The 21,558-nt window shown below is 35.9% G+C and carries 19 protein-coding genes; 7 read left to right on the top strand and 12 right to left on the bottom strand.

What is annotated here, in order from left to right; translation table 11 throughout:
• Positions 1-8: 8 nt before the first annotated feature.
• On the top strand, positions 9-1,550 hold the full coding sequence (locus tag C1A40_RS13725) for an acyl-CoA carboxylase subunit beta (RefSeq protein WP_102996388.1): 1,542 nt from the start codon (positions 9-11) through the stop codon (positions 1,548-1,550).
• 751 nt (positions 1,551-2,301) lie between these two features.
• Here C1A40_RS13725 and C1A40_RS13715 read toward each other — a convergent pair.
• From C1A40_RS13715 to C1A40_RS13700, 4 genes are all read right to left on the bottom strand, one after another.
• Positions 2,302-2,922 carry a DEAD/DEAH box helicase gene (locus C1A40_RS13715; RefSeq protein ID WP_102996386.1) on the bottom strand — a complete coding sequence of 207 codons (621 nt, stop codon included), beginning with the start codon at positions 2,920-2,922 and terminating at the stop codon, positions 2,302-2,304.
• A gap of 126 nt (positions 2,923-3,048) precedes the next feature.
• Complete coding sequence (locus C1A40_RS13710) at positions 3,049-3,630, bottom strand: YceI family protein (protein ID WP_102996385.1); 582 nt, start codon at positions 3,628-3,630, stop codon at positions 3,049-3,051.
• A 27-nt stretch (positions 3,631-3,657) separates the two neighbouring features.
• Positions 3,658-4,011, bottom strand: a complete 354-nt coding sequence (locus tag C1A40_RS13705) for a SnoaL-like domain-containing protein (RefSeq protein WP_102996384.1) — start codon at positions 4,009-4,011, stop codon at positions 3,658-3,660.
• Between the two features lie 94 nt (positions 4,012-4,105).
• Positions 4,106-4,690 (bottom strand): Crp/Fnr family transcriptional regulator, encoded by a 585-nt coding sequence (locus C1A40_RS13700; protein ID WP_102996383.1) that lies wholly within the window; start codon positions 4,688-4,690, stop codon positions 4,106-4,108.
• Positions 4,691-4,795: 105 nt separating this feature from the next.
• Here C1A40_RS13700 and C1A40_RS13695 point away from each other — a divergent pair, with 105 nt between their 5' ends.
• A complete protein-coding gene (locus C1A40_RS13695; protein ID WP_102996382.1) occupies positions 4,796-6,007 on the top strand; it encodes a multidrug effflux MFS transporter in 1,212 nt (403 codons plus the stop codon).
• A 1-nt stretch (position 6,008) separates the two neighbouring features.
• Here C1A40_RS13695 and C1A40_RS13690 read toward each other — a convergent pair whose 3' ends face one another.
• Together C1A40_RS13690 and C1A40_RS13685 are read right to left on the bottom strand one after the other, a co-directional pair.
• Positions 6,009-6,527 (bottom strand): DinB family protein, encoded by a 519-nt coding sequence (locus C1A40_RS13690; protein WP_102996381.1) that lies wholly within the window; start codon positions 6,525-6,527, stop codon positions 6,009-6,011.
• 23 nt (positions 6,528-6,550) lie between these two features.
• A complete protein-coding gene (locus C1A40_RS13685; RefSeq protein ID WP_102996380.1) occupies positions 6,551-8,323 on the bottom strand; it encodes an ABC transporter ATP-binding protein in 1,773 nt (590 codons plus the stop codon).
• Between the two features lie 220 nt (positions 8,324-8,543).
• On the opposite strand from C1A40_RS13685, the gene C1A40_RS13680 reads away from it, so the two are divergent.
• The 3 genes from C1A40_RS13680 to C1A40_RS13670 are packed head-to-tail and all read left to right on the top strand — an operon-like array spanning position 8,544 to position 11,761.
• Entirely contained in the window at positions 8,544-9,158 is a 615-nt protein-coding gene (locus C1A40_RS13680) for a fumarylacetoacetate hydrolase family protein (protein WP_102996379.1), read from the top strand.
• Between the two features lie 17 nt (positions 9,159-9,175).
• Positions 9,176-11,095, top strand: a complete 1,920-nt coding sequence (locus C1A40_RS13675) for a DUF294 nucleotidyltransferase-like domain-containing protein (protein ID WP_102996378.1) — start codon at positions 9,176-9,178, stop codon at positions 11,093-11,095.
• Positions 11,096-11,761, top strand: a complete 666-nt coding sequence (locus C1A40_RS13670) for a 3'-5' exonuclease (protein ID WP_102996377.1) — start codon at positions 11,096-11,098, stop codon at positions 11,759-11,761.
• A gap of 8 nt (positions 11,762-11,769) precedes the next feature.
• On the opposite strand, the gene acs is transcribed toward C1A40_RS13670, so the two are convergent.
• From acs to C1A40_RS13655, 3 genes are all read right to left on the bottom strand, one after another.
• Positions 11,770-13,677, bottom strand: a complete 1,908-nt coding sequence (gene acs, locus C1A40_RS13665; protein WP_102996376.1) for an acetate--CoA ligase — start codon at positions 13,675-13,677, stop codon at positions 11,770-11,772.
• A gap of 138 nt (positions 13,678-13,815) precedes the next feature.
• Positions 13,816-15,513 carry a sodium:solute symporter family protein gene (locus C1A40_RS13660; protein WP_102997221.1) on the bottom strand — a complete coding sequence of 566 codons (1,698 nt, stop codon included), beginning with the start codon at positions 15,511-15,513 and terminating at the stop codon, positions 13,816-13,818.
• A 19-nt stretch (positions 15,514-15,532) separates the two neighbouring features.
• Complete coding sequence (locus C1A40_RS13655; RefSeq protein WP_102996375.1) at positions 15,533-15,787, bottom strand: DUF4212 domain-containing protein; 255 nt, start codon at positions 15,785-15,787, stop codon at positions 15,533-15,535.
• 281 nt (positions 15,788-16,068) lie between these two features.
• On the opposite strand from C1A40_RS13655, the gene C1A40_RS13650 reads away from it, so the two are divergent.
• Positions 16,069-17,163: a heparan-alpha-glucosaminide N-acetyltransferase domain-containing protein gene (locus C1A40_RS13650; protein ID WP_102996374.1), complete on the top strand. Its 1,095-nt coding sequence runs from the start codon at positions 16,069-16,071 to the stop codon at positions 17,161-17,163.
• 136 nt (positions 17,164-17,299) lie between these two features.
• Positions 17,300-18,097 carry a carbonic anhydrase gene (locus tag C1A40_RS13645; RefSeq protein WP_102996373.1) on the top strand — a complete coding sequence of 266 codons (798 nt, stop codon included), beginning with the start codon at positions 17,300-17,302 and terminating at the stop codon, positions 18,095-18,097.
• A 167-nt stretch (positions 18,098-18,264) separates the two neighbouring features.
• Here the strand turns inward: C1A40_RS13645 and C1A40_RS13640 are convergent, their stop codons facing one another.
• The 3 genes from C1A40_RS13640 to C1A40_RS13625 form a co-directional block, all read right to left on the bottom strand.
• On the bottom strand, positions 18,265-19,218 hold the full coding sequence (locus C1A40_RS13640) for a phosphoribosylaminoimidazolesuccinocarboxamide synthase (RefSeq protein WP_102996372.1): 954 nt from the start codon (positions 19,216-19,218) through the stop codon (positions 18,265-18,267).
• 376 nt (positions 19,219-19,594) lie between these two features.
• Positions 19,595-20,101 (bottom strand): hypothetical protein, encoded by a 507-nt coding sequence (locus C1A40_RS13635; protein WP_102996371.1) that lies wholly within the window; start codon positions 20,099-20,101, stop codon positions 19,595-19,597.
• Positions 20,102-20,254: 153 nt separating this feature from the next.
• Positions 20,255-21,430 carry a Fic family protein gene (locus tag C1A40_RS13625; RefSeq protein ID WP_102996370.1) on the bottom strand — a complete coding sequence of 392 codons (1,176 nt, stop codon included), beginning with the start codon at positions 21,428-21,430 and terminating at the stop codon, positions 20,255-20,257.
• Between the last annotated feature and the right edge of the window lie 128 nt (positions 21,431-21,558).

The raw sequence follows: 21,558 nt of genomic DNA, 5'->3' as shown, positions 1-21,558 counted from the left end.
AAGATCCTATGAGTTCTAAAATAGAAAAACTAAAGCACCTATATACCCTCGCTCAATTAGGAGGTGGCCAAAAGCGTATTAACAAACAACATGAAAATAATAAACTTACCGCTAGAGAGCGTATTCAGTATTTGTTGGATGAAGCCTCCTTTGAAGAAATAGGCGCTTTGGTAACCCACAGAACCACCGATTTTAATATGGCAGATCAGGTGTTTTACGGCGATGGTGTTATTACAGGGTACGGCACGATTCATAACCGTTTGGTATATGTGTACGCCCAAGATTTTACGGTGTTTGGTGGTTCGCTATCTGAAACACATGCCGAAAAGATTTGCAAACTCCTTGATATGGCCATTAAAGTTGGAGCCCCTGTTATTGGATTAAACGATTCGGGAGGGGCCAGAATTCAAGAAGGTGTACGCTCTTTAGGTGGTTACGCCGATATATTTTACCGAAATGTACAAGCTTCGGGTGTCATACCTCAAATATCGGCCATTATGGGCCCCTGTGCTGGTGGCGCCGTTTATTCACCTGCCATAACCGATTTTACCATCATGGTCGAGAATTCGAGTTATATGTTTGTAACGGGCCCCAGTGTGGTTAAAACCGTAACCAATGAGGATGTTTCTAGCGAAGAACTTGGTGGCGCCCATACACACGCCTCTAAATCTGGTGTCGCTCATAAAAAGTCTATAAACGATGTACATTGCCTAGACGATATAAAAAAACTATTAAGTTACCTCCCTCAAAATAATAAGGAAACGGCTATAAAATTAGACTACACTTTAAATGATGAGGTACGTGAGGTGTTATCAGACTGCGTTCCAGAAAACCCAAACAAGCCCTACGACATGCATATAGTTATTGAGGGCATTATTGACACCGATTCCTTTTACGAAATCCATAAAGAATACGCCGAAAGTATTATAGTTGGTTTTGCTCGCTTAGGCGGAAGAAGTATCGGAATTGTAGCCAATCAACCCATGTCTTTTGCAGGTGTTCTTGGGGTAAAAAGTTCTAGAAAGGCAGCACGTTTCACACGTTTTTGCGATTGTTTTAATATCCCTTTACTGGTTTTGGTGGATGTTCCGGGCTTTCTTCCTGGTACCAATCAGGAATGGAATGCCATTATCACTCATGGTGCAAAATTACTTTACGCCTTAAGTGAAGCTACGGTGCCCAGAATAACTGTAATTACCAGAAAAGCCTATGGCGGTGCTTATGATGTAATGAACTCCAAGCACATTGGTGCCGATTTAAATTTTGCTTGGCCAGGTGCCGAAATTGCCGTTATGGGGGCTAAGGGTGCGAGTGAAATTATTTTCAAAAAAGACATTTCTCAAGCTGACAATCCAGAAAAAAAACTCAAAGAGAAAGAACAAGAATATGCCGAAAAATTTGCTAATCCTTATGAAGCAGCCAAACGCGGATTTATAGATGAAGTGATCCTTCCCAAAAACACGAGAAGAAAACTCCTTAAAGGCTTTGCCATGTTAGAAAATAAGGTTGTTAAAGGCCCAAAACGTAAACATGGGAATATTCCTTTATGATGTTTTTGGATTTCTATCGAATGGAGGATGGAATAAAAGTCTACGGTTTTGTTAAGTTGAACATAAACATCAAGCCTTGTCATACTGAGCTTGTCGTGGTGCTCTTGCTTAGTTAAAGTTCTAAAGCTACAAAGTTCATCAGTTGCTTTTGAATGATATAACACGAATTTACTAGGTTTAATACGTGAATTAAAAAGCTTTTAATTTACGAGTAAGCACTTAGTCAAAATCCATATTTATTAAAGCCATTACTGTGTGTCCCCTTTCTATCCTTACGTAGAATTATCCAAATTAGAAGTGCAGAAATAAACGTTACTAGGGTGAAAAATTTCTCAAAATTGGTTTCTGCTAAAAGGTTTCCAACCGAATTCAGTCCAAATAATATTAAAAATACCCATAAAATAATGTTGACTATTTTCATTGATAAAAATGCTCTTATATATTTCCCTTTTATAAAAAGGATGACACATAAAAATAGATTTATTAATATCGAGATTATTTCAAAAACATACATCTCAGAGTCATTTTTCAACCTCCCACCCCAAGTTAATTCATAAGGAACTATTTTTAGAATAATGCTTAAATGAAAAAGAATTACTGCTAAAAGTATCCATAACATTATTTTAATAGCCGTTATCGGGTTCATTTTTTATGTTTTCACAGTAGTTTTATCAAAAGTATTTAAACTTTGGAAACGCGTTTTGGGTTTTATATGTTACAAGTTCAATATAACAAAGCCTATGAATTTCCTTTAATCCTTTTGATAGGTCACTACCTCAGAGTTAAACATAAAACTGTCTTGCCAACGCTCAAAACGTTTATCAAAATGCTCGGCAAAAACCAAATATTGGCATCTCCCGATACTTTCTGGAGTTCTAGTAACCTCAGCAAAATTATTATTTCGGAACAAGAAATCGGCATCCTCCACAATACACATTTGGAGCTTATTTAGGTTGATTCCATTCAGGTAAAATATTCGGTTTAAACGCTTCGGCGTAGCGATAACCACATCTACGCCATCATAAATATCATCGCGTTGTTGATCGATGTTTTTTTGATCATAGGCCGTATAAATGCGTAAATCTGTACCGCGTAAAAACGCATTAAATTCCAATTCTAAATCTAAGGCAGCCTGTTTATCTTTTACAAAAATTAAAACTCTAGGGGCATCTTCAAAAGCTTTGCCTTTAAGTTTCTGAATCACACTAAGTACAATACTTGTTGTTTTTCCGGAATCTTTAGGAGCAATACAAAATAGGTTGGCGCCACCTTTTATTTTAGATAATATTAATTTTTGAACCCCTATAGGCTCGTTAAAACCTTTATTTTTTAAGGAATCTTTTAAGGGCTGGATTAATTTTTTGAATGACATGCTTTATGGCTTTAAGAACAACAAATATAGGGCAACAAGCAACAAAAACTCATAAAAATAATAAGGCACCCTAAATTGGGTGCCCTAAAACGCTAATAATCCTCTTTTTCAATAGATGTTTTAATACTAAAATTCCAAATCGACAACAATATCAAATTCATCGTAAATGGCCTTGTCTTTTAGATTATCGAAGAAATTGGGTGAACCATATTGAATATCAAACTTCGTTCTATCAATTTTTAATGCCGCATTGGCTTTACTACCGTAAATCGACATAGTAAAGGTAACTGCATGTGTTTTACCCTTAATCGTAAGATCGCCGGTAACATCGTAGGCATTTTTACCTGAAGCTTTAACTTTAGTAAACACTAAAGATGATGTTGGGTATTTTTCAACACCAAAGAAATCATCCGATTTTAAATGTCCTTCTAATTTTGCTTTACTATCCGATCCTTCTAAGTCGGTACTCACTAAGCTTGTCATATCGATAACAAACTCTCCTCCAGTTAATTTTTCTTTATCGAATTCTAAAATTCCAGATTTAAGTTGTACCGTACCTTCATGAGATCCAAGTACTTTATAGCCTTTCCAAACCACTTTACTATGGTCTACTTTTACTTGCTTTTTTTCACCTTTATAGTTTGTAAATGCTGAAGTTACAACAACAGCTAATACTAAGATGGCTAAATTTTTAATGGTCTTTTTCATGTGTAATTTATTTAATTGTTTAACTTGTTATGATCCGTAATATATCCGTTCTTTAATCACTTTTCCGTTTTCCCACTCCTGAACGACTACTTTATTGTAATTAATAAGTCCGAGGTCTTTATGTGTTAAATCGAATGCCCACTCCACCATGGTAATTTTTTCACCTATAGTAACGTGTAAAGGTTTCGCCGAACGAAAGGCTGTTATACCTTGAAAAAAGGCAGCAACTCTTTTTCTATTTAGTTTTTTTCCCAGATATTCCATCTGATTATTTTCTTGCATAATCACATCATCGTCATAATACAAATCAAACGCTTTCAGACCTTGTCCTTGAATAATAAGATCGTTAAGATTGCTAACCTGTTCAATTAATTTGTTCATAATACATGATGAATTATTATGGTACAAAGTTCTGAAACTTACCTATGATATAAAATGAAGTAGTTTATCAAATAAAGTTAATCTAGATTAACATTTACTGTTCGAGAATGAGTTGGCTTTTAATTTTACTTAAGAATTCCTTAGTAATACCAAGGTATGAAGCAATCATATACTGAGGGATACGCTGCTCTATTTTAGGATATTGATTTCTAAAATAAAGAAACCTGTCTTTGGCAGAAAGACTAAAACTTCTAATAATTCTTTTCTGTGAAGCCACCAAAGCCTTTTCGATGATACGTCTAAAAAAACGTTCTAGTTTTGGAATTTCGGCATATAGAGTTTCAATCTCATCGTAAGAAAACATGATAAGCTCTGTATTTTCCAAACATTGAATATTAAAATCAGCCGGTGTTTGCGTAATGAAACTTCCTATATCGGAAGTCCACCAATCTTCAACCGAAAACATCACGATGTGTTCTTGGCCCTCATCATCAACATAATACGTTTTTGTACAGCCAGAAACGACAAAACATTCGTATTTGCAAACATCACCTTGCTGAACCACAAATTGCCCTTTTAAATACTTTCTATAACTAACCTTTGATTCTAAAATCGCTTCTTCCTCCTTGGTTAGTGTAACATGTTGCCCGATGTAATTTAAAAGTGGCTGAATTTTCATAAGTGAGATTACGGTTAACTTAATATCAAATTTAGCAATAATATCATTGTTTTAATATATTGTTAAGTTACTTAATAAGGATTTTAATTGATTTACTTTTGCCTGATGCAAAAAACTCAAAATTTTAAAATTGAATTTGTGGCCTTAATGGCATCACTCATGTCAATTGTTGCCCTTTCCATTGATGCATTATTACCGGCTTTACCAGAAATAGGAAAGCATCTTGGAGTTATAGACGCTTCCGACAATCAGTTATTAATTACCATGATTTTTTTGGGTATTGGTTGCGGACAGCTTATTTTCGGACCCTTATCCGATAGTTTTGGCAGGAAACCCATTGTTTTTATAGGTTTTTCGGTTTTTATTATGGCTAGTATTATTTGTGTTACCACTACAAGTTTTGAAGTGATGATTCTAGGACGCATACTTCAAGGTATAGGACTAGCATCCCCGAGAAGTTTATCGCTTTCCATGATTCGCGACTCCTATGAGGGCGATTATATGGCGAAAATCGTATCGATTGTCGTGATGTTTTTTATTCTTGTTCCTGTAGTCGCTCCTACCCTTGGGCATCTCCTTATGGCCTATTTTAGCTGGAAATCCATTTTCTATTTCAACCTAATATTTGGAGTGGTTATCATGTTTTGGTTTTGGCAAAGACAACCTGAAACCTTACCAAAAGAAAAACGTATTAAGTTCTCGGCGAATTTATTTTTCGACGGTACTAAAAAATTCTTAAAAGAACGTGAATCTGTTGCTTTTACACTTGTTTCGGGATTTATTACGGGATCATTTATGGTCTACCTCAGTACGGCACAGCAAATCTTCCAGGTACAATATCAAATGGCCGAAATGTTTCCATACATTTTTGCGAGTTTAGCCATTTCAATAGGTTTAGCTACTTTTATGAATAGCCGATTGGTGGAGAAATATGGGATGTGGCGCATTGCTCATACCGCTACTGTAGGTTACGCCATCATTTCTGTGCTTTACGTGATTTTATTTTGGTCTGGAAACAATCCTAGTATATACATTTTACTCATGTTTTTTGCAGCTCAATTTTTTGCTGTTGGTTTTCTCTTCGGAAATCTAAGAGCTTTAGCCATGCAGCCCCTAGGGCATATTGCGGGCATTGGCGCAGCAATAAACGGCTTTGCTTCAACCATTATGGCGGTGCCTATCGCGAATTATATCGGAGGCTACATCAAACATTCGGTACTCCCTATTTTTATAGGATTTACGGTATTTGGCGTTTTATCGTTATTGGTTTTCACTTTATTGAAACGCAAAAGGAAGATGCTTACTACAAAGGCCTAAATTAAAGGTATTTCTGTTGTAAGACTTGCAAGTGATGTATTTCATGGCCCACAATAACAAAGGCAGCGGCTCGGGCAGACATGGGGTTTCCGCTAACCAAACCTAGATGCTTAAATTCGGTTTCCGACATTTCTTTTAGTAAAACCATAGTGTTTCGACGTACGGCTTCGTAGGCTTCTATAAGATCGTCTAGAGATTTTTCATTAGCGTTTGAAGTGGCCACAAAATCGTCTTGCTCAAACCCAGGAAGATTCGTTTTATCGCGTCTGGAGATTCTAAAACAACGGTAACTAAAAACGCGTTCTGTATCAATAATATGCTGAAACACTTCTTTTATAGTCCATTTTCCAGAGGCATAACGCCAGCTTAATTTAGCTTCTGGAATGCTTTTAAAAGCATCTAAAACAGTTGTTCTCCCTTTTTCAAGAGCCTCTAACAAATCTAAATCTGTAGGAACTTTATCAATATAGGTTTTATAAAACTCAGGATATTCTGAAGGGCTTAAACTAGTTACTTTCATCTGGATTAAAATTAGGTTAACAGCTATATTTTGGCTTGATAGGTGTATAAATCGTAATACCTTCCTCCAATTGCAATTAACTCGTCGTGGGTGCCGCGTTCTACGATATTACCGGCTTCAATTACTAAAATTTGATCGGCTTTTCTAATGGTACTTAATCGATGCGCAATAACGATGGTGGTTCGATCTTTCACCAATTCATTTAAACTCTTCTGAATTAAGGCTTCACTTTCGGTATCTAAGTTTGAAGTGGCTTCATCTAAAATAATAAGTTTAGGGTCGGCAAGAATGGCACGTGCAATAGCCAATCTTTGACGTTGCCCTCCAGAAAGCTTCACGCCTCGTTCTCCTATTAAAGTTTCTAAGCCTTTGTCAAACCTATCGGTAAATTCATCTACATAAGCGGCTTTAACAGCATTCTGAAGTTCGGCTTCGGTAGCGTTTGGCCTAGGAAAAAGGATGTTCTCTCTAATCGTCCCTTCAAACAAAAACTCATCCTGTAAAACCACACCCAAATTTTTTCTAAAACTGTTTAATTTTACTTTAGATAAATCTTGTTGGTCGACTAAAACGGTACCTGATTTCGGATTTAAAAAAGTAGCCGACAATCCCGCAATAGTTGATTTTCCTGAACCTGAGCTTCCTACTAAAGCCGTAACAGTACCAGAAGGTGCCTTAAAATTTATTTTGTGAAGCACGTCTTTGTCTTCTTCATAAGCAAAAGACACATCTTTAAATTCAATATCACCTTTAAAATTTTGCAGTTCTATGGTACGCTGTGCGTTGTCTTCTTCAGCGGTCATATTCATCAGCTCCTCGGTTCTGTCTAATCCTGCTAAAGCTTCAGTTAATTGACTCCCAATGTTACTCATTTGCACTATAGGCGCAATCATAAATCCGAGTACCAAAGTAAAAAACAAGAAATCACCAGTTGTCATGGCATTTTGCATCATATAATACCCTCCAATACCCATAATTCCTGTGGTGGCCACACCAATTAAAAAGGTTGAAGAGCTTGTCATGATGGACGTTGCTGTTAAACTTTTCTTCACATTTTGAAACAAGCGCTCCACCCCCTTTTCGAAAACAAGATTTTCTTGTTCTTCTGCATTAAAAGCCTTTATAACCCTTACCCCAGCTAAGGTTTCGGTAAGTCTACCTTTAACTTCTTGATTAATTTTCCCTCGGGTTCTAAACACGGGACGAATGTATTTAAAGGCACGCAAGGCGATATATCCGAAAATGGAAATGGGTACAAATACAAAAAGCGTCATCCAAGCATTCAACTTTATTAAAATTATTAAAGAAACAATGGCTGTAAACGTCCCTCCTACCAATTGTACCAAACCTGTGCCTATTAGGTTTCTTACCCCTTCCACATCACTCATGATTCGAGACACTAAACCACCAGTTTTGTTATTATCAAAAAAACTAATGGGTAAAGACAGCACTTTTTTCTGCACTTGGGCACGTAATTCACTAATTAAAAATTGCGCCTGAACGCTTAATATTTGCGTTAAAGCATATGAGGTTAATGCCTGTACTAAAATAGCCGATAACACGATGGCTATTAAGGTGTAAAGCTGCGACGGATCATTGCTTGGCACAACGTCATCTAGAAGTACTTTACTTTGCCATGGCAAAATAAGTCCGGCTAAACTTCTTATTACAATTAACAGTAACCCTAAAAAAACCAGATTTCGCCTTGGCCAAATAATGGTTTTAAACGCTTGTGTCATGGTCACTTTAGACTTTCTTTTATCTTTTTTTGTGGTTGTTGAACTGAGGTGCTTCATAGAATTCTTTTGTACGCAGAGTAAGTGATGTTAATGAAACTTTATATTAAGCAAAAATAGACCTAAATTCCTTTATAACGATGCCTTACCCCTTTTTTGAATAAGCCCTATTACTCGATACGCTAATGGTATAAAATTTATATAATTTCTTAGGACGAAAAATAGCTTAATTCATTACTTTTATAGTCTAAAAATTAACAATTAAAATTATATAAAAATCATGAAAATTATAGGCATTGGTAAAAACTACGTAAATGATAAAAGTGAAGTTGCAGCGCTTAAAACAGGGGCACAAACCATCTTTTTAAAAGCTGAAAGTACTTTAGTTGAAAACAACGCAGACATTGTTTTTCCATCCATAACAGAGCAATTAATTTACGAAGTTGAATTAGTCGCTAAAATTGGGAAGCAAGGTAAAGACATTTCTGAAGCTGATGCAGCTTCTTACATTAGCGAAATAGGTATTGGTATTGATTATACGGCTAAAGATGTCCTTTCAGCAAGCCGAGAAAACAAAGGACCATGGGCATTAGCGAAAGGTTTTGATGGTGCTTCTCCAGTGGCTGGGTTCAAATCGATTTCTAATTTCCCAGATTTAAACGATATCAACTTTAACTTATTAATAAATGGAGAAGAAAAGCAAGTTGGAAATACGAGTGATATGATTTACAACTTCGTTGAAATTATTGCTTATGTGTCTAAATTTATGACTTTAGAACCTGGTGATTTAATTTTCACGGGAACCCCTGCAACAGGTGCTGGTCAAAATGTAAAAGGGGATCATTTACAAGCTTCTGTTGAAGGTGAATTGTTATTAGATTTTAAACTTATTTAATAAGTTAAGCTTACCTCATGAAAAATTCTATTGCAGAACGTGTTCTTGATTTTCTAATTAAATATCCTCCTTTTAATTTTTTAAACACCAAAGATTTGTTTGAAATCTCTAAAGAAGTTTCAATCATTTACATGGAAAAGGGCGATACGCTATTTGAAAGAGGCGATGCTGCAAAATCAGATTTTTACGTGGTAAGAAATGGTGGTGTAAAATTGTTGCACACCATGGGTGACAATACCCAAGATATTATTAATATTAGTGATGCTGGCGATGTTTTTGGAATACGCCCACTCATAGCGAAAGAAAACTATAAACTTACGGCTACTGCCAATGAAGAATCTATAGTTTACGCCATTCCTATTAGTGTTTTTACGGCTGTTACCAAAGACAACGCTGGCATTAATAAATTCCTTGTTACCGCCTTTGCTACCAATGCATACGACCCCTACACGGCAGAGGAAGCAGGCAAAATATTTGTAGACTACTTACCCAATAGCACTCAAGATATCGTTAATTTTCAAACGGCCAACTACACCAAAAACCCAGTTACATGTGCCGTAGATTCTACCTTAAAAGAGGCGGCTATTAAAATGCGGGATCACAAAATTGGATGTATTATTGTGGTAAACAATTTAAAAAATCCTTTAGGCATTATTACCAATAGCGACATTAAAAATAAGATTGCTACCGGCCTTTTTCCTATTGACACGCCTGTAACTAATATCATGGTGACACCCGTAATTACGTGTAAAAAGGGTTTAACGGTTGCCGACGGACAGCTTCAAATGATAAAGCATCACATTGGTCATGTGTGTATTACTAAAGACGGTACAGTAAACACGAAATTGGTGGGCGTATTAACACATCATGATTTGCTTGTGTCTCTAGGTAATAGTCCCACTGTGATTTTCAAAGAAATTAAACGTGCCAATAGAACAAAAAAATTACGATCGGCAAGATTAAAAGCCAATAGTTTACTAAAAAGTTATTTAGAGCAAAACATTCCTGTTGGACATATTGTAAAAGTAATCGCCCAAATTAACGATGCCGTAACGATACGTGCTATTGAAATCGCCCTAAAAAAAATGCCTACAAATCCTCCTGTAAAATTTTGTTGGATTGGTTTGGGGAGTCAGGGACGAAAGGAACAGATGCTCTTTACCGATCAGGATAATGCCATTATTTTTGAAAATGTTCCAGTCGAAAAGTATGAGGAAACCCAAAACTACTTTTTAGAATTGGCGAAACTAGTAACAAAATCTTTAAATAAAATAGGTTTTGAATATTGCGAAGCCGATATGATGGCTAGTAATCCCAAATGGTGTCTTTCATTAGAGCAATGGAAGCAACAATTTGATGATTGGATTTCTAAACCAGACGAAAAAGCTATTTTACTGGCTTCCATCTTTTTTGATTTTAGCCCAATATATGGAGAAGAAAGCCTATCGGAAGCACTTTCAGATTCCATTTATGAAGCTTTAGAACAAAGCAGTTTATTTTTTAAATTTTTAGCTCGTGATGCTATTAAAAATCCGTCACCACTAGGGTTCTTTAAACAATTTGCTGTTGAAAAAAGCAGAGAACAAAAAGACCTATTCAATATAAAAAACCGTTGTATCATGCCTTTGGTTGATGCCGCACGTTTACTTACCTTAAAAAACAACACGCAAGGTATTAATAATACAAGCGAACGCTTTGAAAAATTAGCGCTTTTAGATCCTAACAACAAAGAATTATACCATTCTTGCTCCTACGCCTTTAAAGCGCTTTCTAAATTTAAAACCAAACAAGGTATTCTTCATAACGATTCTGGGAAATTTATAGATATTGAAAGCTTGACCAAAGAAGAACAGCTTAAGTTAAGACGCTGTTTAAAGCCCGTTCACGAAATTCAAGAAGTTCTTAAAATACGATTCGACCTGAAAAACTTTATATAAATGGGCTTTTTAAATTGGTTTTCGGTAAAAAAAAAGAACTATCCAGAATTTTGGTTAGCTTATCTCGATACTTTTAAAGACCAGGTGAACACTGATATTAGCAATACCAGATTCATTGCTTTTGATACGGAAACTACGGGATTTGATTATACTGAAGACCGCGTTTTATCCATTGGAGCGGTATCTTTCATAAATAAAAAAATTGATATCAATCAATCGCTAGAACTGTATATCAAACAAGATGTTTTTAAGGCTGAATCTGTAAAAATTCACGGTATTTTAAAAAACAGTAAGGTTAATAAACTCACGGAACTGGAAGCCATAAAAGCCTTTTTGGCCTATATCAAATCGGATATACTTATTGCGCATCATGCTAATTTTGATCGTAATATGATTAATGAAATGCTGCTAAGACATGGTTTAGGTCGGTTAAAAAATAAATTTATTGATACCGGAGCACTTTATAATAAATCGGTCCATGTCATTTATAGAGATGAACAAAGACCGCACACCTTAGATGAATTGGCCAAAGAGCTCAATGCCCCTTTAGTAGACAGGCACACCGCCACAGGCGATGCGCTTATTACTGCCCTGGTATTTTTAAAAACATTAGCTCGTTTAGACAAACGTAAACATCTAAACTGGGGCTATTTAATGCCTAAATAACGCCTTTATTACAAGGCGTTATCTATAATTTCTTGAACCACTTCTGGATTTAATAACGTACTGGTATCTCCTAAGTTACTAATATCTTTACAAGCTATTTTTCGTAAAATACGACGCATAATTTTTCCAGATCGCGTTTTAGGTAATCCTACCGTAAACTGAATTTTATCCAGCTTGGCAATCGGACCAATATGTTCGGTGATCATTTGGTTAATTTCATTACGTACGTTATTTTGATCTCTACTCTCGCCGGTATCCTTTAAAATAATATAACCGTATAAGGCATTTCCTTTGATATCATGAGGAAAACCAACAACTGCCGATTCTGAAACTGCTGGGTGCTCATTAATAGCATCTTCAATAGGTGCGGTACCTAAATTATGCCCTGAAACGATAATGACATCATCAACACGACCAGTAATTCTGTAGTAGCCCACTTCATCTCTTAAGGCGCCATCACCTGTAAAATATTTGTTTTCATAAGCAGAAAAATAGGTATCCTTATAACGTTCGTGGTTATTCCATATGGTACGCGCAATACTTGGCCAAGGGAATTTTACACACAAACGCCCCTCTACTTGATTACCTTTTAATTCTTTCCCCGATTCATCCATTAAAGCGGGCTGAATGCCTATAAATGGGAGTGTCGCGTAAGTTGGTTTTGTTGGTGTAACAAACGGAATTGGAGAAATCATAATACCTCCTGTTTCGGTTTGCCACCAGGTATCTACAATCGGACTGTGTTTTTTACCAACATTATCGTTATACCAGTGCCAAGCCTCTTCATTGATTGGCTCTCCTACCGACCCCAGTACTTTTAAGGAAGACAAGTTGTACTTTTCTACCAAATCTACGCCTTCCTTAGCCAAAGCACGAATGGCTGTTGGGGCGGTATAAAACTGTGTCACCTGATGTTTTTCTACTATTTGCCAAAAACGCCCAAAATCAGGATAACTCGGCACACCTTCAAACATCACCGTTGTAGCACCATTAGCTAAAGGACCGTACACAATATAACTGTGTCCCGTAATCCAGCCAATATCTGCAGTACACCAATAGATGTCGTTTTCTCTATATTGAAATACATTTTTAAAGGTATAAGCCGTATATACCATATAACCTCCTGTGGTATGTACCATCCCTTTAGGTTTTCCGGTAGATCCGGAAGTGTATAATATGAATAATGGATCTTCAGAATTCATAATTTCAGCTGGGCAATCCTCTGAAGCATCGTCTAAAAGCGGTTTCAACCACTCATCACGTCCCTCTTTCATAGGTATTTCCGATTGAATGCGTTTAGCTACTAAAACGGAATTTACACCAAGACAGTCTTCTAACGCATCATCAACAATGCCTTTTAAATCGATGGTTTTAGCACCACGGTAGGAACCATCGCTAGTAATTACCATTTTACAATCGCTATCATTAATTCTTGTAGATAAGGCTGTAGATGAAAACCCAGCAAAAACCACAGAATGAATGGCGCCTATTCTAGCACAAGCCAAAACAGAAATGGCCAATTCGGGAATCATAGGCAAATAGATGCAAACACGATCACCTTTTTTTATGCCTTTAGATTTTAATACATTGGCAAACTTGTTAACTCGGGTATACAGCTGATTGTATGAAATATGCTCGGCTGGTTCATCTGGATTATTAGGTTCAAATAAAATGGCTGTTTTTTCTCCCCGTGTTGATAAATGGCGGTCGATACAATTTTCAGTAATATTAAGCTGAGCCCCTTCAAACCATTTAATTTCAGGTTTACTAAAATCCCAACTTAATACATTATCCCATTTTTTACGCCACATAAAATGCTCTTCGGCCACCTCTTCCCAAAAATTTTCAGGTTCTCTAATGGATTTTCGATAGACTTGATAATATTCTTCTAGGTGTTTTATGTGATAATTACTCATAAATTAGTTTGTTTTTTAGTTTAGTAGCTTAAAATTAAGAACTTTTAAGCGTTTTCTAAATTATAAATTTATTGTGGTTTCTCTAAGCTTTTTCTACGGATTACGCGCATTTGTAGATGAACTCAATCAATTCTTCTATTAATGGGTAGCTGCTCCTGCTCCACTAGGAATTCTAATATTCTCAACAATTTCTTGAACGTCTTGGGGTGGAGCGGGCGTAAATTTCATCACTACAATAGAAACTATAAAGTTTAAAATCATGGCTACTGTACCAAACCCTTCTGGAGAAATTCCAAACCACCATTCACTTTTGTTCGGAACAAGCTCGTCAAACCAGCCTAACCTATATTTAATCATATATAGTAACATAACCGAAATCCCCACAACCATTCCAGCTATGGCGCCCTCTTTATTCATACGCTTATAAAAAATCCCTAAAATAATTGCAGGAAAGAAAGAAGCTGCAGCCAGACCGAAGGCCAAGGCCACCGTTGCTGCAACAAAACCTGGCGGATTGATACCAAAATAACCAGCAACACAAACCGCTATAACAGCCGACAAACGTGCCGCGATAAGCTCACTTTTTTCCGAAATATTAGGGTTAATCATTTTTTTAATCAAATCGTGAGAAACCGAAGATGAGATGACTAACAGTAATCCTGCGGCCGTTGATAGCGCTGCAGCTAAAGACCCTGCGGCAACTAAAGCAATAACCCAATTGGGTAACTGGGCTATTTCTGGATTAGCCAAAACCATAATATCGTTATCTACAACCAATTCGTTGTTGGTTTTATCTGCTACATACTGAATTTGTCCGTCGTTGTTTTTATCGGTAAAACTTATTAACCCTGTAGCTTCCCATTTTTTAAACCATTCTGGCATGCTTCCATAAGGCTGATTTGATACGGTTTCGATTAAATTGGTTCTAGCAAAAACAGCAACTGCTGGCGCTGTAGTGTATAAAATTGCGATAAGTAACAATGCTAAACCTGCCGATTTACGCGCATCCTTAACACGTTTAACCGTAAAAAACCTAACAATAACATGAGGTAATCCTGCAGTTCCTGCCATAAGAGCTAAAGTAATTGCAAAAACATCAATTAGCGATTTTGAACCTTCGGTATATTCAGAAAAACCCAATTCCGCACTTAAACCATCTAATTTATCTAAAAGATACATTCCCGAACCATCGTTTAGCTTACTTCCAAAACCCAATTGCGGTAAAGGATTTCCTGTCATTTGAATCGAAATAAAAATAGCAGGAACCATAAAAGCAAAAATCAACACACAATACTGAGCCACTTGCGTATAAGTGATGCCTTTCATGCCGCCTAATACGGCATAAAAAAGCACGATAATCATTCCAATAATCACACCCTTGTTAATATCTACCTCTAAAAATCTGGAAAACACTAAACCTACACCACGCATCTGACCTGCAACATAGGTAAACGAGACTAATAGTGCACAAATAACACCAACCAACCGGGCAGTATTCGAATAGTAGCGATCTCCAATAAAATCGGGTACCGTAAACTTGCCAAATTTTCTTAAATATGGCGCCAATAACAAGGCTAATAACACATAACCACCTGTCCACCCCATCAAATATACAGCCCCATCATAACCCGCAAAAGAAATGATTCCTGCCATAGAAATAAACGAAGCGGCACTCATCCAATCTGCCGCTGTAGCCATACCATTGGCTAAGGGCGAAACCCCGCCTCCTGCAACATAAAACTCCTTTGTCGATCCAGCTCTGGACCAAATGGCAATACCGATATATAAAGCAAAGGTAAGTCCGACTAAAATGTAAGTCCAGGTTTGTACATCCATCCCCGATTCTAAAATGACACTATTCGTCATAACCATATTTTTTATCGAGTTTATTCATTAAGCGTACATAAACAAATATGAGAACAACAAACACATAAATAGCACCTTGTTGAGCAAACCAGAACCCTAGTTTAAAGCCTCCTATTTTTATATTGTTAAGTGCATCTTTGAAAATAATCCCTAAGCCGTAAGAGGCTACAAACCATATACTCAAAAGAATGAGTACATACCTAATGTTTTCTTTCCAATAGGCTTTTGCGTTTTTTTTTGACATGTTTGGTTTTGTTTAGTTGGCTCTTATAATGTAAATCCGATTATGTTTTTTGCTATATCACATTTTTAATGATTGGTAAATTCATTAAAAATAAAGCGTTTTTAAAACAAATACACGTATTTAACTTAGAAGAAATGCTAATATAACATATACATTGTTAATTCCTAAAAAATTTAGCATTTATAAGGACCTGAGTTTTGTTTGGCAGCTTTCGTCCTTTGTTATGGGTAAATCTAATATAAATTTTAAAGTATCTTTGTGCGCAACCAAATCAAAAAACATTGCAAACTAATCGTCTTTATTTTATTGATGCCGTAAGAGCTTTTGCCATTTTAATGATGCTTCAAGGGCACTTTATAGATACGTTACTTGATCCTGTTTATAAGGACCCAAATAATACCATTTTCAATATATGGAATTATTTTAGAGGTGTAACCGCCCCCATGTTTTTTACCATTTCCGGATTGGTTTTTAATTATTTATTACTTCGAGCCTATGCTAAAGGCGACGATAAACCCCGTATAAAAAAAGGAATTTTTCGCGGACTCCTACTCATTCTTATAGGCTATAGTTTACGCGTGAATTTGCTAAGTTGGTTTTCTGGATATTTTAACCCCTATGTTTTAGTTATTGATGTCTTGCAGTGTATTGGTTTATCGCTCATATTATTGGTTGGATTCTATGTTTTATTAAAAAAACACAGTTATTTATTTTCGGTTGTCTTATTTACGGTAGGCTGCCTGTGTTTTGTAACCGAACCGCTTTATAGAAATCTAACCTTAGAACACATACCTCGATTTTTCGCTAACTACCTTTCAAAAAGTAATGGCTCGATTTTTACCATACTACCTTGGTTTGGTTATTCGGCATTTGGGGCTTTTTTATCAACCATATTTTTCAGACACGCACACCGCGAGCGATTTCAATTGCTAACCATTATTTCATTTTTTATGGCTGGAGCGTTTTTAATATACGGCTCATCGCCTTTTCTATTAACCCTAAGCCATATTTCAGGTATTGAATTGTTTGAACGTAGTGCTAACTATAATTATTTGTTTAGGCGACTTGGGGATGTACTCATCATTTTTAGTATTTTTTATAGTTTAGAACGCTTTTTAAAACGGTCGTTCATTTCTAAAATTGGAGAAAAAACCCTGTCCATTTATGTCATTCATTTTATTTTACTTTACGGAAGCTTTACAGGCTATGGTCTCAAACGATTTTTAAACAAATCCTTAACGCCCAATGAAGCCGTTTTTGGAGCCCTTTTATTTATCGTAGTCGTTTGTTTTATTGCTTTTCATTATGCAAAAACCAATGCGTTTCTATATAAATTAAATAGGAAAGTGATGGATAAAATCAAACCTAACCACTAATTCTTCATAACACACCCCTTAGGAACAGGTGAAAATTTATAAATTTTACATTTTTATTAGTGAACTAACAAAAGTCAGTTTTATCATGGTGTTTTAGACTTAATTTTGAGATTAGAAACTAAGTAAAAAAATCATAATGAACTCTAAATTATTCACCGTACTACTTTTATTTATTGCATTAATAACATTTCCTTTTCATCAATATGCCAACCAACATGGTTCGCATGGAGCTGAAAACTACAACAGTAAAAAGCATTGGAGTTATTCTGGTGAAACAGCTCCAGAACGTTGGTCTGAGATTGAAAAGCAATCTGATTGCAACGGTAAACAGCAATCTCCTATAAACATCATTCATATCAACTCTGATTCGACCCATGTTAAAGACGAATTACAGTTTGAATACGCCCCTACCACACTCATTAATGATGTTGAAAATAACGGGCATTCCATTCAGTTTGATTTTGAAAAGGGCGATTATATCAACTACAAAAACGAACGTTATTGCTTAAAACAAATTCATTTCCATGAGCCCTCAGAGCATAAGATTGACGGAGTAACATATCCGATTGAAATTCATTTTGTACACACCAGTAGTACAGGGAAAATTACCGTTTTAGCTTTATTAGGTAAAGAAGGACAAGAAAGTGAATTGTTCGAATTCCTTGAAAGTTTTCTGCCGTTAGAAGCAGGTGCCAAAAAAGAAATTCATCAAGAAGTAGATTTATCTAGCTTATTGCTTGAAAACAGACATTACTACTCGTATGGAGGATCATTAACCACACCGCCATGCTCGGAAAGTGTAAATTGGATTGTTTTTAAAGAACCTATTATTTTATCTGTAGATGAAGTTTTAAAACTTAAAAACAACATGCCTTTAAATAATTACAGAAACGAACAACCTCTAAATAATAGAGTTGTGCATTACCATATTTAATTTAGAAGTGGTAAAAATGTGTAACTGTTTAATTATTACATCAAAACTTCTTCACATAAAAAAACCTGTCGACGTCTTATATAACAAAGGCACTCCGACAGGTTTTTTAAATTATATTCTTATAAAAACAAGATGGATTATTCAACTAAGATAGGTGCTTAATCGCTTTATTTATTCTTTAAATAATTAAGAACATTAGCTTCAATACGCTCCTGAATATCACTTACATCGGCTTTCACAAAGGTTTCACCCGTAATATTTTCATAAAGTTCGATGTATCGATCGCTAACGGTTTGGATATATTCATCGCTCATAACCGGCACAGTTTGTCCTTCTAAACCTTGAAATCCGTTAGAAATTAACCACTGACGCACAAACTCTTTACTTAATTGCTTTTGAGCTTCGCCCTTATCTTGTCGCTCTTGATAGCCTTCAGCATAAAAGTAACGTGAAGAATCAGGCGTATGAATCTCATCGATTAAAACAATTTTTCCATCTTTAGTTTTTCCAAATTCATATTTCGTATCCACTAAAATCAAACCTCTCGATGCAGCGATTTCAGAACCACGTTGAAATAATTTACGGGTATAATCTTCAAGAATTATATAATCTTCTTCTGAAACAATACCACGTTTTAAGATGTCTTCACGAGAAATATCCTCATCATGATCGCCCATTTCAGCTTTAGTTGCCGGGGTAATGATTGGTTCTGGAAAAGCATCATTCTCTTTCATACCTTCAGGCATAGGCACACCGCAAAGCATACGTTTTCCTGCTTTGTATTCGCGTGCTGCATGTCCCGACATGTAACCACGAATAACCATTTCAACTTTAAAAGGGTCGCATAAGTGCCCCACCGCTACATTAGGATCGGGGGTTGCCGTTAGCCAGTTAGGCACCAAATCTTCTGTAGCTGCCATCATTTTAGTGGCAATTTGATTTAGTATTTGTCCTTTATAAGGAATCCCTTTAGGCATCACAACATCAAAAGCAGAAAGCCTATCGGTTGCAATCATAACCAATTCTTCATCATTAATGTTATAAACGGCTCTTACTTTTCCTTTGTAAAGGTTCTTTTGTCCCGGAAAATTGAAATTGGTATCAATTATAGTGTTACTCATTTTTAATGGATTTATTGTCTTGTGCTAGATATTCCTAAATGACGTTTGTCATCCTCAGCTTGTTAAATTTCAACAGAAAATCGACAAGCTTAGAGTGACTATCGTATTACCTTTAGTTATACATAGCGTTTACCTTTTTTTAATACATTTTCGTTCAACCTTATTTTTCAAACGCTTCTTTTTTTAAACGTTAGAAAAGCTTATAAGCCAATTGAAAATATGTCGCAAAATAAAGTAAAATATATTAATTCTATCATTTGAATTTAGACTATTACATTTTTACTAAACGAGCTATTCAACGAAGGGCCTTAAAAGTCGTAAATTTTATTGGGTTTATAAAATGCTAGCCTTTAATTGTATGGGCTTAAAGGCCATATTACATATTAGACATATGAGGCATATTTTTTTTATAAGGATTGTTTAAAACGGGTGTTAAAGTAAGGCTCAATCCAAATTTATCACCCCAAATTTTTCTTGACATAATGTAGTATCTTGGAGTTAAACCTATTCTGAATAAACTATTCCCGATATGAGTCGTTTTAAATACACCAAAACCAATGGGCATGCTAACTTTGTTTTTATTGGGCATATTCCAATTAAAAATCCAGCTAGGGTTGTCTCCTAATTGCCAGCCATTCCCAATCTGGAAAAAATATAGTATTTGCAACATACTGGTGTTAACGTCTTGCCTATGAGCATTTCCTGCAAAAGACCATGTTTGCATGAATACAAGGCCTATGGTGGTCTTTTTAGTAAACCCAATTAACATTCCTGACGGACCTGCTGAAAATTTACCCGAACCCGTATATTTGCTTGTTGCGGTAGGTATGGTTAATGCGCCACCAATTCCCCACATATACATACCCCATTTTGTTTTTTCCATACTTCCAATAGCGGTTGGCCAGGTAAAATCGCCTAGGCCGCCATGGCTTTCATTATAACGAATTAATCCAATTGTTGTTTAAATTTCAAAATTTCAGACCTATAGATTTCATTAAGAAACTCATTGTAAACATCATCTCTTTTGTAATGGATACTATTTTCTGCTTTTAAAATATTCTCTTTTGCTTGTGTGATTTGACCAAGTTTCTGATATATTGTTACCAGCTGGCATTCCTATCAGTTCGTAATTTGTACTTCGTCCTCCTGCTGGTTCTTTTTGCAAAATTGCTTTCTCAATCAAGTCATTAATATCCCTAACTGCTGAATCTTTGGAACACTTTGCAATCTTTGCCCATTTGGATGAAGTTAATTTTCCGTCAAATCCATCCAATAGAAAATTCAATAATTTTCTTTGTCGGTCATTTATTGGAGTATCTATGTGCTTTTGCCAAAAGTCAGCTTTGAATAATACTTTTTTAAGTATTGAATCAGTAGATTTTAAAGCGTTAATCAAACAATTTAAAAACCAAACAATCCAGGCTGTTATATCTAAATTCCCCTTTTGTGTGTTCTCCAATATCTCATAATATTGTTTTCTTTCCAACCGAATCTGGGCAGACATACTGTAAAATCGTTGATTGCTTTTGTCTGCTTGTGCAAGAAGCATGTCTGTCAATGCTCTTGTTATTCTTCCGTTTCCATCTTCGAAAGGGTGAATTGTTACGAACCATAAATCTGCAATAGCTGCTTTAATTACCAAATCAGTTTTATAGTTATTAAACCAATTAATAAATCGAGTCATTTCATTTTCCACCAAATCAGAATTAGGTGCTTGAAAATGTACTTTTTCCTTTCCCATTGCGCCAGATACAACCTGCATAGGCCCTGTCGTGTCTTTTCTCCAGTCTGCAACAGTAATTTTGTACATTCCACTCCTTCCTGTTGGAAGTAATGCCGCATGCCAATCAAAAAGTCTGTCGGCAGTCAAAGGCTCAAAGCATTTTTGAGTTGCGTCTAGGATCATTTCAACTATTCCTTCTACACTTCTATCGGAATCTACTGCTCCCGCTATTTCCATTCCTAATCTGCGTGCAATTGACGAGCGCACTTGGTCGGGGTTAAAAAATTCGCCCTCAATTTCCGATGATTTTAACACATCAAGAGTCAATGTATCAAGTAGAGCCTCATTTCTCAAATCAAAACCTAATGTTTCCATTTTTCCAATAAGCCTACCCTGTAAATTTCTTGCCTCACTCAACAAATCCAAGAAATCATTACTATTCCATGTAAATTCTGGCCAATTGTCTTTTTGATGTATAAAAGCTTTCATTCAATGCATTATTTGCAACGAAAACAACCTTTATTTGTCGCAAATCAAAATTAATCGTTGCTTATTTTGCGTCAAATAACTTCTTGTTCGTTGCACGGCCGTCACTATTGCATGCTGGTAACGTGTTT

It is taken from the genome of Tamlana carrageenivorans, assembly GCF_002893765.1.
GTDB lineage: Bacteria > Bacteroidota > Bacteroidia > Flavobacteriales > Flavobacteriaceae > Pseudotamlana > Pseudotamlana carrageenivorans.
This window is presented reverse-complemented; position numbering and strand designations above follow the sequence as displayed.